The following is a 14,548-nucleotide window of genomic DNA, read 5'->3' on the forward strand; positions in this document are numbered from 1 at the left end:
GCTCTTAAAGGGTTGCCACGTGCTGTTGATAGCGTTCGTAAGCCAGTTGGTAGGCGCTGACATTGGCCGCCACCGGCAGGGTACGGCTGGCGGGGTCGACGCTCACGCATTTGTCGCACAGGCTGGCCAGGGACTCGCCGGACTGGCTCCACGCCGCCTGGATCGCCGCGCCCAGGGCGGCGGCTTCGCTTTGTTCGGTGCAGATCACTTCGGTGTTCATGATATCGGCGACCATCTGCCGCCACACCGGGCTTTTCGAGCCGCCGCCGATCAGGCGGATGCTCTGGCTTTGCAGGCCGGTGTGGCGTAGCAGATCGAGGCCGTAGCGCAGGCCGAAGGTGGTGCCTTCGACCACCGCGCGGCACAGGTTGGCACGGGTTAGGTTGGTCATGGTCAGCCCATGCAGGCTGCCAGTGGCGTGGGGCAGGGCGGGTACGCGTTCGCCGTTGAGGAACGGCAGCATGCTGACGCCATCGGCGCCAATCGGGGCTTGCTCGACCAGTGCGTTGAAAGCGTTGAGGTCCAGCTCGAACAACTCGCGGATCACCCCGGTAGCGTTGGTCAGGTTCATGGTGCAGATCAACGGCAGCCAGCCGCCGCTGGACGAGCAGAAGGTGGCGACCGACGCCTGGGGGCTGACATTGGGCTGGTCGGCGAAGGCATACACGGTGCCGGATGAGCCCAGGCTCATGGTGATCACGCCGGAGGCGATATTGCCCGTGCCGATGGCACCCATCATGTTGTCGCCGCCGCCACTGGACACCCTGGCATTGGGGTTGATACCCAGGCGTTCGGCGATGGCCGGCAGGATCGTGCCTACGCTTTGATCGGCTTCGATCAATGTCGGCAGCGCAGCTTCAAGGCGGCCGCTGGGGTCGATGTGCTTGAGCAGCGCCATATCCCAGGTGCGGGTGCGCACGTTGAAGTAACCGGTGCCCGAGGCATCGCCGTATTCCGCGACCGCGCGGCCGGTGAGCCAGTAGTTGAGGTAGTCGTGGGGCAGCAGCACATGGGCGATGCGCGCGAACACATCCGGGTGCTGCTCGCGGGTCCACAGCAGTTTCGACACGGTGTAGCCCGGCGCAATCGCCACGCCCAGGCGCTCCAGCGAGCCACTCTCGCCGCCCAGGTAGGCCAGCAGGCGCTCGTTCTCCGGCGCGGTTTCGGTGTCGCACCACAGCTTGGCCGGGCGCAGCACCTGGCCGCTTTCATCCAGCAACACCAGGCCGTGTTGCTGGCCGGATACGCCGATGCCGAGGATGTCCTGGCCGTCCACGCCGGCCTGTTGCAAGGCGCGGTGGGTGGCTTCGGTAAAGGCGTCCAGCCATTCCTGGGTGTGCTGCTCGCGACGGCCATTGGCGCCGCTGATCAGGGTGTGCGCGGCGGCGCCCAGGCCCAGTACCTTGCCGCTGGACGCGTCGAGGACGATGGCCTTGGTGCCTTGGGTGCCGCAGTCGATGCCGAGGAACAGGTTTTGCTGGGTCATGAGGGTGTGCTCAGCAGTGTTATTTTTTTGGATTGGCAACCCGGTCCAGTGTGGGAGGGGGCTTGGCCCCTCCCACACTTAAATCGGTTTCTTCAGGAGGTGCTTCAGGGTAGCGGTTACGCCTTTGTCACGCAGGCTCCCATAGCACCGCTCGAACGCTGCCACAAACCCAGGCGAGTTGGGAATAGCCGTACCGAAAATCTCTTCCACTGCCAGCAACCGCTGGCTGATCAACCCCTCATCGCTCACCAGCCCCTGGCAGAATGCTGCGCGCGGATCGGGGATCGTGTAGCTCACGCCATTCTCATCCACACCCTTCAAATACAAGGCCCAGGCCGCGACCACCAGCGCCGCACGCTCGGTCTCGCGCCCATCGACTATCAGGCGGTTGATGGTCGGCACGGTGAACTTGGGAAACTTCGACGAGCCGTCCGAACACACCCGTTCCAACTGGTCGGCAATCGCCTGGTTGGAGAAGCGGTCCACCAGGGTCTGCTTGTAGTCGCTCAGGTCGATGCCCGGTACCGGCGCCAGGTTCGGCGTGACGTCGAGGTCCATGTAGGCGCGCATGTAAGCCACGAACAGCGGGTCGTTCATGGTCTCGTGCACAAACCGATAACCCTTGAGAAACCCCAGGTAGGTCAGGGCCAGGTGGCTGCCGTTGAGCAAGCCGATCTTCATCTCTTCATAGGGCGTCACATCGTCGGTGAACTGCACGCCGACCTTTTCCCATGCCGGGCGGCCGTTGACGAATTTGTCTTCCAGCACCCACTGCACAAAGGGTTCGCAGACCACCGGCCAGGCATCGTCGATGCCGTGTTCATCGTGCAGTTGCAGGCGGTGGGCGGTGCTGGTCATCGGCGTGATGCGGTCGACCATGGCGTTCGGGAAGCTCACATGGGCCTTGATCCAGTCATGCAGCTCGGCATCGTGCAGGGCGGCGAACGCCAGCAGTGCCTTGCGCGTGACAGCGCCATTGTGGGGCAGGTTATCGCAGGACATCACGGTAAACGCCGGGACGCCGGCCGCGCGGCGCTGGGTCAATGCCGCGCAGATAAAACCGAACACGGTTTTTGGCGACGACGGATGAGCCAGGTCATGCTGGATCTGCGGCAGGTGGGCCATGAACTCGCCGTTGCTGTCGTCGATGCAGTAGCCGCCTTCGGTGATGGTCAGCGAGACGATGCGAATCTCGGGACTGGCCAGTTTGTCGATCAATGCCTGGGCGCCGTCTTCGGCCAGCAGCATGTCGCTGATCGCGCCGATCACACGCACTTCGGTGTCGTCGGTGTCGCCCAGTTCGTACAGGGTGAACAGGTAGTCCTGGCCGGCCAGGTCGTCGCGGGCCTTGCGGTCCTCGCTGCGCAGGCCGACGCCGCAGATGCTCCAGTCCAGGCCTTCGCCGGTATTCATCAGCGCATCGGTGTAATACGCCTGGTGCGCGCGGTGGAAGCCGCCGACGCCGATATGGGCGATACCTTGGGAGGTACTCGCAATGGCATAGGCCGGCAGTTTGACTTCCGGCGCCAGCTGGGTGAGGTTCTGTTTATTCAGTTTCATCACAAATCTCGCAAATCAGGCGGCAGCGCGCAGTGGACGGGCCACGGCAACACCGTCGGTGTCGAACAGATGGCAGTGCGCCGGGTCCAGGTGCAGGTGCAGCGTTTCGCCATACTGGCTGGCCATGTCGCCGCGAATCCGCATGGTCAGCGGCTCGCCGTTCGAGGTGATGACGTGGCAGAAGGTGTCGCTGCCCAGGCGCTCGCCGACGTCGGCGGTGACGGTCAGGGCGGTTTGCCCAGGCGACGCGATTTCCAGGTGCTCCGGACGAATGCCCAGGGTCACCGCACTGCCCACGCTCAGGCTGGCGCCGCTCAGCGGCAGGCTGATCAGGGTGCCGGCGTCCAGCTGCACCTCACAGCCCTGGCCGTCGACGCGGGTGACCTTGCCTTTGAGGAAGCCCATTTTCGGCGTGCCGAGAAAGCCCGCCACAAACAGGTTGGCCGGCTGGTGGTACAGCTCCAGCGGCGAGCCGACCTGCTCGATACGCCCGCTGTTCAACACGACCACCTTGTCGGCCAGGGTCATGGCTTCGACCTGGTCGTGGGTCACGTAGATCATGGTCGCTTGCAGCTCTTTGTGCAGGCGCGACAGCTCCAGGCGCATCTGCACGCGCAGGGCGGCGTCGAGGTTGGACAGCGGTTCGTCGAACAGGAAAATCTTCGGGTTGCGCACGATGGCACGGCCGATCGCCACGCGCTGGCGCTGGCCACCGGAGAGTTGCTTGGGCTTGCGTTCCAGCAGCGGGCCCAACTCGAGAATGCGTGCGGCTTCGTTGACCTTGCTCTCCACCAGCTGCTTGTCGACGCCGGCCAGGTCCAGGGCAAACGACATGTTCTTGCGCACGCTCATGTGCGGGTACAGCGCGTAGGTCTGGAACACCATCGCCAGGTCGCGCTTGGCCGGGGTCACTTCGGTGATGTCGCGGCCATCCAGTTCGATGGTGCCTTCGCTCACCTCTTCGAGGCCGGCGATCAGGCGCAGCAGGGTGGATTTACCGCAGCCCGAGGGGCCGACGAAGACTACGAATTCCTTGTCGTTCACTTCCAGGTCGATGCCCTTGATGATCGAGAAACCTTCGAAGCCTTTTTGCAGATTCTTGATTTTGAGGTTGGCCATGATGGGCCCTCCGCTAGAAATTATTATTTAACTGCGCCGAAGGACAAACCGCGCACCAGCTGTTTCTGGCTGATCCAGCCAAAGATCAGGATCGGCGCACAGGCCAGGGTCGAGACGGCAGACAATTTGGCCCAGAACAAGCCTTCGGGGCTGGAGTAGGAGGCGATCAGTGCGGTCAAGGGCGCGGCGTTGGACGAGGTCAGGTTCAGCGACCAGAAGGCCTCGTTCCAGCACAGGATCAGCGACAGCAACACCGTGGAGGCCAGGCCGCCCTTGGCGATCGGCAGCAGCACCCGGACCATTTCCTGCCACAGGGTGGCGCCGTCCAGGCGCGCGGCTTCGAGGATGTCCTTGGGGATGTCCTTGAAGTAGGTGTAAACCATCCAGACCACGATCGGCAGGTTGATCAGGGTGTAGATGATGATCAGCGCAATGCGCGTGTCCAGCAGGCCAAAGCTCTTGGCCAGCAGGTAGATCGGCATCAGCACGCCCACGGGCGGCAGCATCTTGGTGGAGAGCATCCACAGCAGCGTGCTCTTGGTGCGTTTGGTTTCGTAGAACGCCATGGAGTAGGCGGCCGGCACCGAAATCAGCAGGCACAGGGCGGTGGCGCTGAATGAAATCAGCACCGAGTTCCAGGCATAGCTGAAGTAGTTGCTGCGCTCGTTGATGTGCAGGTAGTTCTCCAGGGTCGGCGTGAAGATGAATTGCGGCGGCGTGGCGAACGCGTCGATTTCGGTCTTGAAGCTGGTCAGCACCATCCAGAAGATCGGGAAGAAGATCAGGATCGCGATGGCCCAGGCCAGGGTGCCGAGCAACAGGCTTTGCAGGCGGCGGGATTGTTGAAGCGTCATGGCGCGGCCCTCAAGGCTTGTCAGTCAGGTTTTTGCCGATCATCCGCACCAGGATGATCGCCGCGATATTGGCGATGACCACGGCGATCAAGCCGCCGGCCGAGGCCATGCCCACGTCGAACTGCACCAATGCCTGGTTGTAGATCAGGTAGGCGAGGTTGGTCGAGGCGTAGCCGGGGCCACCGTTGGTGGTGGTGAAGATTTCGGCGAATACCGAGAGCAGGAAGATGGTCTCGATCATCACCACCACGGCAATCGGGCGGGCCAGGTGGGGCAGGGTCAGGTGCCAGAAAATCGCGATGGCGCCGGCACCGTCCAGGCGCGCAGCTTCCTTTTGTTCCTGGTCGAGGGACTGCATGGCAGTCATCAGCAGCAGGATGGCGAACGGCAGCCATTGCCACGACACAATGATGATGATCGACAGCAGCGGATAGTGCGCCAGCCAGTCCACCGGCTCGGCGCCGAAGAACTTCCACACGGCGGCGAGAATCCCCGACACCGGGTGGAAAATCAGGTTCTTCCAGATCAGCGCACCGACGGTGGGCATGATGAAGAACGGCGAAATCAACAACACCCGGACGATGCCACGCCCGAGGAACTCACTGGCCTCCAGCAGCGCACTGATCAACACGCCGAACACCACGCTGATCAACAGCACGCTGCCCACCAGCAACAACGTATTGGTGGCGCCGGGCAGGAAACCCGAGTCGGTGATGAAGTAGGTGAAATTCTCCAGCCCCACGAATTGGTTCTCGCCGGGGTAGAGCAGGTTGTAGCGGATCAGCGAAAAGTACAGGGTCATGCCCAGCGGCACGATCATCCACAGCAGCAGCAGGGCGACCGAGGGCGTGACGAGGAACCAGCCGGGGTTGGCCAGGCGGTTTTTGGCGGATGTATTCATGATAATCAAGGCCAGTGCGGAGCAAGGATCGGAGTGCGGTCAGTGTGGGAGGGGGCTTGCCCCCGATGGCGGAGTGTCAGTCGATGAATCAGTTGGCTGATCCACTGCCATCGGGGGCAAGCCCCCTCCCACATTTGACGGTGGTGACGCTCAGGTTACTTGGGGTAACCGGCCCGCTTCATTTCCCGCTCGGTGGTGGTCTGCGCGGCGGTCAGTGCAGCATCGACCGTTTGCTGACCGGTCAGCGCGCCGGAGAAGAACTTGCCGACCTGGGTCCCAATCGCCTGGAACTCGGGAATGGTCACCAGCTGGATACCGATATACGGCACCGGCTTGAGGGTCGGTTTGGTCGGGTCGGCGACTTTCAGCGATTCCAGGGTCACCTTGGCGAACGGTGCAGCCTTCATGTATTCGTCGCTGTAGGTCGACTTGCGCGTACCTGGCGGCACGTTGGCAACGCCGTCGGTCTTGGCGACCAAGGCACCGTATTCCTTGGAGGTGGCCCAACTGGTGAACACCTTGGCGGCGTCCTTGGCCTTGGAGCTGGTCGGGATCGCCAGGCTCCAGGAATACAGCCACGACGTGCCCTTGTCGGTTTTTTCGTGGGGGGCAAAGGTGAAGCCCACATGGTCGGCCACTTTGCTTTGGGTCTTGTCGGTGACGAACGAGCCGGCGACGCTGGCATCGACCCAGATCGCGCACTTGCCGCTGTTGAACAGCGCCAGGTTTTCGTTGAAACCGTTGCTGGAAGCACCCGGCGGGCCGGATTTCTTCATGTTGTCGACGTAGAAGTTCAGCGCGTCCTTCCACTCGGGGCCGTTGAATTCAGGCTGCCACTTTTCATCGAACCAGCGCGCACCGTAGCCGTTGGCCAGGGTGGTGATCAGCGCCATGTTCTCGCCCCAGCCGGCTTTGCCGCGCAGGCACAGGCCGTATTGCTCTTTGCTCTTGTCGGTGAGTTTGGCCGCGAATTCGCCGATCTGGCTCCAGGTCGGATGTTCGGGCATGCTCAGCCCGGCGTCCTTGAACAGGTCGGTGCGGTAATAGGTGATCGAGCTTTCCGCATAGAACGGCAGGGCGTACAGCGAACCCTTGACGGACAAACCGTCACGCACGGAAGGGAATACGTCGTCGAGGTCGTAGGACGCCGGCAGGTCCTTCATCGGCTCCAGCCAACCCTTGGCGCCCCAGAGTGCGGCTTCGTACATGCCGATGGTCAACACATCGAACTGCCCGCCCTGGGTGGCGATGTCGGTGGTCAGGCGTTGGCGCAGCACGTTTTCTTCCAGCACCACCCAGTTCAGCTTGATTTCCGGATGCTCGGCCTCGAAGGTTTTCGAGAGCTTCTGCATGCGGATCATGTCGCTGTTGTTGACGGTGGCAATGGTCAGGGTTTGCGCGCCAAGGCTGACGGCGCTGAGGGTCATACAGGTACAGGCAAGCAGAGCTTTTGCTGTGAACTTCATCGCGCACTCCATTTCCGCGCCCAGGGGCTACGGAAGGACAGTTATTGTTGTTGTGTCTTCCTACGGGGAGTCAGGAAGAGTGTGCGTTGATTACAGCCTTCAAATGGGGTTGTGACAAATCCTTGGGAGCACTTGGACTGATACTTTTTTGCACTCGGGTGAGGGCTGCTTTTTGACCCTCGCGATATTCAGGCCCAGGGAAATCTGCAGGTGCGCTGCTCAGGCAGGTGTTGAACGACGCCATGAAGTGATGGTGTTGGCACCCTTTGCATGGCGTTCATCTTTCTTCAGGGGGCCGCGTCTTTCAGCAGCTTCATCACCGGCGGCTTATCGGTATCCTTGTGGGTGGCGGGTCCCATGACTTCCACCTGATGGATTCGCAGGGCTTGGCCGTTGCTGGTTTCGAAGTCTATCCAGAACTTTCCTTCCCCATTGGTTGTGGCGTTTCTTACCCAATAAGTGCTCATTTCGGAGTGGCTCATAATGTTGGGGGAAGTATATGAGCCCCCCGCATGCGTTACCTTCAAGTAACTGCCCGTTAAGCGCACACGACAATAAATAAGCACGGTCAGCTGACTGCGAGGAGGAAGGATTTCGCTGAAAATCCTGCTTGCCTTCTGGACAAGCCAGACTGTTCTGCCACTTACATCGTCAAGAATGATATTGCCGCCGCCTGTCCATCCATGTTTCTCGCCCTCGTCAGCAAATACGACACGATGGTGGATGATGGATTTTTTTTTACGGGGTTGACGTGTTGTTGGGCTCATTTCTCGATCCTCGAATTAAGTGAACGCGGTCATTCAGGAATGATGTGCACGCTCATTTAAGGAGGGGGCGTCCGATGGCGATACTGTGAGAACTACCAGTTCCGACCGACGGGGTTAACGGTAAAGTGCCCCAGGCGTGCAATGCTGTTGGCGTCCGCGATTTGTTGCGCCAGGGGCAGGGCAATGATGACGGTCTTCAGATGAGATGTGACAAGTCCTTGGCTACACGTGGACTGCTGCTTTTGCACGGGTGAGGGCGTCTGTTCACGGAGGTTCGGGCAAAAGCGCTGCCTTCAGTCGCAGTCGTTTTTGCCCGGAGCCTCAGTTGCCTATCCTATAGGCGGGGCTTGGGGAGTGCGGTAAACCCATTTATCCAGGCACTATCTGTCGGAATTATAGGACCGGTTCCCATCATTATTTGCATATTGTCGAGCTCCCATGGGTTCATGACTTTTGTGAATGTCTAGGATGAAACAGGTGCAAACCTATTTCAGGCCTAGACAGGTATCGATGACTCTCTGGATTTCTTCATCAAGTGGCCTGACCGTTTCCATTGGGTCTCCATCCTGATTCGGCTATACAGTTTGTTGGGTGACGGCTTGCGTTGTGTCAAGGCTGATTGGTCGGGTCAGATCTCTAACCCGGGCAATATCAAATCTGCGCTGTGCCATTGCATTGATATCAAAGGCACCGACGTTATATTTTGGTCCCGTGAATAAGTTGCCAAAATGGTTGAGTCCTTTGCCGACTTCGCCACTGTTCAGTGTTTTTTCCAGCCCGGCTTTCATTGATGTTTCTGAATTGAATGTCGCCAACCCATAGTTGGGATCGTAATAAAACCAGTTTTTTTTGCTGGCGTCGGCGGGGTCGATCCTAACCCCCGCGAGCATGCCATGATCTTTCGTGGCGATCAGCAAGGTCTTCGAAGTCTCGGCGTTACCCAGTGTTGTGCCAATATCCTTGTAGGGCGTGAGGACGCCTGAGGTCCCGGTTTGAAAGGTGCTTTGTCTGTCTACGTTAGCTTGCAACGCTGACAACTCTGAGATGAATTTGGAACCGCCAGCGGACTTCGGGTTGGCCATGGCCATATTCACGTTATCGATCACCGTGTTTTCGGTGCCCTCCGAGAGCGCGAGCGCCATCGTATTGGACAGGGCAGCACATTCACCGTCTGAGCCTGGTTGTGTCAGGGCAAGATAAAAGGCTTGGGACATTCCACGACTGGTTCCGCCCGCACCCTCTACTTCTCGATTGAACGTCTCCATGCTGATGCGGGAATCGGCAATGATGAGTTTTTCCCGTTGCCGAACCAGGCTTCCCACTTGTTCGGCGCTTAGCTGGCTGTCTGCAATCAGTTGTTTGATTCGGTCTTTGCCCATGTCGCTGCTGTAGCCCGGTATAGTTTCCGGTTTCAAGCTGTTGTAGCCGGTTTTAAAGGCTTCCTCATCTCTTAGCTGCGAGTTCACGACGTTCATCTCGAATCTGGCGGGCATATCCGGATCGGGTTCGGCATTGGAAAAAAAGTCAAACAGGCCATTGACGTTGCGTTGGTTACTTTCGGGCACGAATCCTTTTAGCGCAGGTCCATCAGCCGCCATTGTCTTGGGGTTATAGGCATACCACTCGCCGTCCTGGAACATGGCCGTGAGCTTGACAAGTGCAGAGTTATCGCCACTTCTCACCGTGCCATCAGCCATGTCCGCAGTCGGCACAAACGCCTCTCCAGTTGGCCTTGTATATTGGCCGCCCTGCATTCTGCTCACGGAGCTGAACGCCTCCTCGGTGCCGGTGGCAGTCAGGTCTTGGAGCACAATGCTTTCTGTTTCCTCGATCCCAAACCTTTCGACGAATTTCGCCGAGGCCTTGGCCGCCGCCCAGGCCGCGCCGGATTTGGCCACATTCCAGAGTTTGCCGACGCCCTCGGTAAATACGTAGATCGCGATATCAACGCCCAGGTCTTTTACCGCGTCCGCATATTCACCGTTGTAGATGTCCACGAGGCTCGAGCCTCCCGGGAAGAAGCGCAAACCTTTTTGGAAGTAGTCACTGAGCTCCAAACCGTTTTCAACAGCGTTGTTCAGCCCACGTTGTGTAGCGAGTACAGCCGCCTTGTTCAAGTACACGCTGTCAACCAGCACCTCGGAGAGGTGCTGTATTCTCGTTCCGTCATAGCTGGAAAGGTCAGTTTTGTCGTTCTCCGCATATAAGGGTCGCCTGCCGTGTGCAAAGTGATCCGGGTCGACGAGGCTGCCTTGATCAAGGCGTGTTATGAGGACCTCGGATTTGATGTTCGGTTTTGGTTCGGCGTTGGTTTGAAACGCGGCTGTATCGACGGTTTCTTCGGTGGTTTGGCCGTAAGGTGCTCTCTGTTCGATATTGGGGACCGGCACTATTTTTCCATAGGCTGGATAGATCGCGAACGTTCTGGACTGCTCCTTATGGGTGAACTGCATCAGGATGCCACTACCGGTGCCTTTCACTTGCAGGATTGTCGCGGAGCCATTGTTGACGATGTCTCGGTCCGCCAGCGGGAGCTGGCTGAACATGTTTTTGAACAGGGAAATGGTGTGGGTCCTGCGTAGGGCGAAGTCTTTTTCAAATTCCCGATTGAATTCCTTGTTGATATCAACCAGCGTGGCGCGTGCGCGAAGGGCATCGAAGTCGGGCCCCCTCTCTGACTCCCAGCGCCAGCCTTCATTCAGGCGGCCGGATTCATAGACCTCGACAATACTTGCCCGAGTATTGGAAAACATTCCTAACGGGCCAGCCATTTCAGTGAGGTACGGACGCTTATAGGGGATATCGGCACCCCATTTTTCCCTCAGCTCTAACAGGGCCATTTCCCTTCTGCTTGGTGGGTCGAAATTACTCAAGTAGTGCCTGGCCCTGGAGATATCATCATTTTGTTTTTTGAGCTTCTCCTGGCTGCTGGCGAGCTGTTCAAGGGTGTATTCGTCCTTGTCATTTCTCACGATATGGCCATTCACGATGGCCCAATCCAACACCGGGTTCATCTGGGCGACAGAGTGCAGTTGGGATTCACGTTCGGAAATGGGGCTGATCCGATGAAGGTCCATGACTTGCCCGAAGGTCATACCCGAGGCGGCACCAGGAGCATTCAGTTCGATCCGATTGACGGCGGTCATAAAGCTGACCCATTCGGTCGAGCCCAGTGTCAAGGCCGGTGGCACATCTTTAACCAGCAGATGGGGCGCCCCCCCCGTCATCAACAGGTGCGCGGCGACGGGCGCAAGGTTTGCCGGGATCTTTCCATTTTTGGTCAAGTGGTTGTTGAACCGCTCACGAATCTTGTCCGTGCCCAATCCCCACATATCCGTATGCATCAGATCAAAGCCTGCGAGGCTATTGCGTGAGGTGTCGGCCTCGGGATCAAGCTCCAGTACCAACGCGGTCAGTAGCCACTGCTTGAGACTGGTCGAAGTGACTGCACCCTTCATCTCGGTTTGCAGATTCGTTGCCAGTTCCAGGGCGCTGTCGCTGGACAGCAGTTGGTCCAGCGCTTGGACAGGGCTGTTGCTGAGCTTGGGCACTTGGGCATTCAGGTAGCTCAGGAGGTTGGGATGGGTGCCGATGGATTGTTTTACGAAGGTACTCACGGCCTCGCGTTGGGCCTTGTTCAGCGGGAGGGCCGTGGCCAGAAACCCCCAGTTATTACCCAGTGTCGGCGCTTGCGGCAGGGGAGTCTGCAGAGCCTGTAACAGGTTACCGATCTGTTCGGCCGATTTCGCCTCGTACCAACCCCGATCCGCGAGAAATTTCTGCACGGTTGTCACGCCTTTAGGCTGATGGGACGAATCCGGGTCGACAATGAAGCGCGTGGTGTCGTCGTTATCGATGTTGCCCTGCTTGAGCTGATTGATCAGCGCATACCGATCGTTGCTGTTACCCAATGCGGTTTTTTGCTGGTTCAGCCCATTCACTATTCGTTCCGGGTGGTCGGGTTTCCTTGGGAACTTCTTCGTGCTGCCCAGATGCGTCATGCTGCGTTCGAATGCCGGGCTGCGGGGGGCCGTATCGATGCCATAAAAACGGCCTATCCAGCCCAGCGGCACGGCGTTGCTGCCGGCTTGAGACAGCGTGATCTGCATCATAGGCGTCGTAAATACCTTGGCGGCGTGGAGTACCGGGGCCAGTACGTCGAAATGCTCGGGGTAGTTTTTCGCAAAGTCGGCGGCGCTGAAGCGCCGGTCAACGCCGTTGATTTTACCGATCAGCGCTTCGCCATCGGAGGCAAAGCGCAGAGAGGTCAAATCAACGTTGTATTTCTGCGCCCAGTCGGTAAAACCACGCGCCTTGATGGCTTTGTGCAGGTAACCGAGCCATTGGCCGAACAAGCTGTCAGTCGGGATCGGTCCGACCATCCTCGTCGAGGCTTGGGCGGGATTGTTTTTCAGCCCGCGCATTGCGCGATACGTGGCGGTGGCCAGTGCGCTCTCGGCGCTGGCCAGGGCGTCTTGCGGGGACGGTGCGCGCTCCACCGTCGCGCCGAGACCCGACTCCGCAGCGGCCGCCAGGGTTTCAAGTTCAGAGCCGGTAATGGGTGTTTTGGTAAGCTGTTGAGTGATTGCGTACTGAAGCTCACCTACAGCCGTAGACGAAGTGCTGTCCGCGCGGGGGGCAGTGAGTGCCTTGAAACCGTTGTTACGGGACATCTCGATACTTTTATCGAGAAGCGAGATCAGCTCGCGTTGCCGCCAGTCGGCTTGTTGGCCGTTTTGTTGACGCGGGATCTCTTCGTTGTAAAAGCGCAGGACATCATACAGCGATGCAGAGGGCGGAGTCGGGTATTGAACAAGACGCTCCTGTCCAGCGTCCATCTGCTGGACTGCATCTTTTATTTCTTCCCAGACGACACCCCAGCCCGAAAGATCGTTCGGCTTAAAGAGGGTGTCCTTGCCATTCACCTTGCCTGTCAGGTCACCGGTGACGGGGTGGATACGCACGCTGCGGGGCTCAACGTTGTGCTCTTGTACAAAGGTGGTAAAGGCACTGCCGGTCAGCGCACCCAGGAGGTTTTTGCGCACCTGGTTGAAGGTCGAATATTCCGGGATATTTGTGAGCACTGGCGGGAATTTGTCGCCTTCGATTCGGGCTTGAGGTACGAACCTCATCAGGGCCTGGCTGCACTGCTGCGCCAGGGTTTGATCGGCTTCCTGGACCTTTTGCTCCGCAGTCAAAGGTGTGAACTGCTCAAGTCGCAGTTTCAACTGATCCGGCGGCAAATCCATGATCCGTTGGCTGGCTTCTCGCTGTCGCTGTTTGACCGGTGCGTAAACGGCCGCGAAGTGCGGGTCGGTGTTGCTGAAGGCGCTGAAGGTGCCCTCGCGCTGCAATTGTCTGATGCTGAGCAGGATGTCGTCGGTTTGAATTCTGCCCAGTTGCGTGCCGTAAAACGAGGCTATGTTGTAAGCCGATGCGTGTTCCCTATCGTGGAAAATGACAGCGCCTTGTTTCCCCGCGAGGACTTTTCTGACTGCGCCTACCACTTTGGCCGCCGCAGCTTTCCAGTCCGCGTCCCGATGCAGGTAGAGGTTGACCGGGACGTTGTCGCGCATTTCGGTCAGTTGTCCCCTGGAGTTGATCGTCAATCCAGAAACATCGATCTTCCTGGCTTCGGCAAACGATTTGAACGGTTCCGAGTGCAGCGCATCGGCCAGTTCGGCCCAGGCTTGGCCGAAGGTTGAGTCGGCCGGGATGGTCACCTTGTCCTCGGCATCGCTGGAGTGACCTTTCTCGACGGCAAGCCGTTGGCGCATCAAGCTATTGGCCACACCTATGGCCAACTGCCGGTCACCACTGTCGACCAGGGCATTGGTGAATTGGCGCAGCGCCGCAGTGCGTGTTGGGGAGGCCGGTTCAGGTGTATGCAGATCTCGGCGTAACCGCGACGGCACAGGGCGAGTGCGGGGCGTGTCAGGTGTTGAGCCGTCAAGTATTTCCTGGATCAGTTGAGCGTAAGTTTTTTGCGAGTCGAGGGCGCTTGGCTGGTTCAGGTGTTGCTCCACCTGATTGCGCAGCGCTGTGTCCGTCAGTGGCTCATGACTGCTTTTAACCAACTGGCTGATGCGCTCGGCTACGCTGGGTTGTTCCTTTGTCACGGCGAACCTGAGCAATTGCTCGATACGTTTACCGGCCGGCGCCAGTCCATCACTCGATTGAGCGGACGCGGGGAACGTTTGAATATCCTTGAGGCGTTTATGAAAAAACTCGATGACTTTAGAGGTTACTGAGCCTATGGGGGGCGTGGGCCGATTCAGCTCGCTTGGAATCGTGGTGCTGACAGTGTGTGGCGGATTAAAGCTGATCATGGGACTGTCCTTTTACCGACGTATTTATAAGAATGGCCTCTCGACAGATACAGAGAGGTACTTCAA

8 protein-coding genes are annotated in these 14,548 nt (G+C 58.9%); all 8 read right to left on the bottom strand.

The genetic code is table 11. The features are described from left to right. Positions 1 to 4 precede the first annotated feature (4 nt). The 8 genes from xylB to BLQ09_RS16615 all read right to left on the bottom strand — a co-directional run bounded on the left by xylB (position 5) and on the right by BLQ09_RS16615 (position 14,482). On the bottom strand, positions 5 to 1,486 hold the full coding sequence (gene xylB / locus BLQ09_RS16580) for a xylulokinase (protein ID WP_092357847.1): 1,482 nt from the start codon (positions 1,484 to 1,486) through the stop codon (positions 5 to 7). Positions 1,487 to 1,564: 78 nt separating this feature from the next. Beyond that, entirely contained in the window at positions 1,565 to 3,046 is a 1,482-nt protein-coding gene (locus tag BLQ09_RS16585; protein WP_092357849.1) for a mannitol dehydrogenase family protein, read from the bottom strand. A 15-nt stretch (positions 3,047 to 3,061) separates the two neighbouring features. Next, on the bottom strand, positions 3,062 to 4,165 hold the full coding sequence (locus tag BLQ09_RS16590) for an ABC transporter ATP-binding protein (RefSeq protein WP_092357851.1): 1,104 nt from the start codon (positions 4,163 to 4,165) through the stop codon (positions 3,062 to 3,064). 23 nt (positions 4,166 to 4,188) lie between these two features. Then, the gene (locus BLQ09_RS16595; RefSeq protein WP_027606403.1) at positions 4,189 to 5,019 is read right to left on the bottom strand and encodes a carbohydrate ABC transporter permease; all 831 of its coding nucleotides are present in this window, start codon (positions 5,017 to 5,019) and stop codon (positions 4,189 to 4,191) included. Positions 5,020 to 5,029: 10 nt separating this feature from the next. Continuing rightward, on the bottom strand, positions 5,030 to 5,920 hold the full coding sequence (locus tag BLQ09_RS16600) for a carbohydrate ABC transporter permease (protein ID WP_051429369.1): 891 nt from the start codon (positions 5,918 to 5,920) through the stop codon (positions 5,030 to 5,032). 155 nt (positions 5,921 to 6,075) lie between these two features. Beyond that, positions 6,076 to 7,386, bottom strand: a complete 1,311-nt coding sequence (locus tag BLQ09_RS16605; protein WP_027606401.1) for an ABC transporter substrate-binding protein — start codon at positions 7,384 to 7,386, stop codon at positions 6,076 to 6,078. A gap of 287 nt (positions 7,387 to 7,673) precedes the next feature. After that, positions 7,674 to 8,153, bottom strand: coding sequence for a hypothetical protein (locus BLQ09_RS16610; protein WP_027606400.1), 480 nt, complete (start codon positions 8,151 to 8,153; stop codon positions 7,674 to 7,676). A 575-nt stretch (positions 8,154 to 8,728) separates the two neighbouring features. Next, entirely contained in the window at positions 8,729 to 14,482 is a 5,754-nt protein-coding gene (locus BLQ09_RS16615; protein WP_092357853.1) for a hypothetical protein, read from the bottom strand. Positions 14,483 to 14,548 lie beyond the last annotated feature (66 nt).

Origin of the sequence: Pseudomonas sp. NFACC25, assembly GCF_900100935.1 — a bacterium.
Lineage (GTDB): Bacteria > Pseudomonadota > Gammaproteobacteria > Pseudomonadales > Pseudomonadaceae > Aquipseudomonas > Aquipseudomonas marginalis.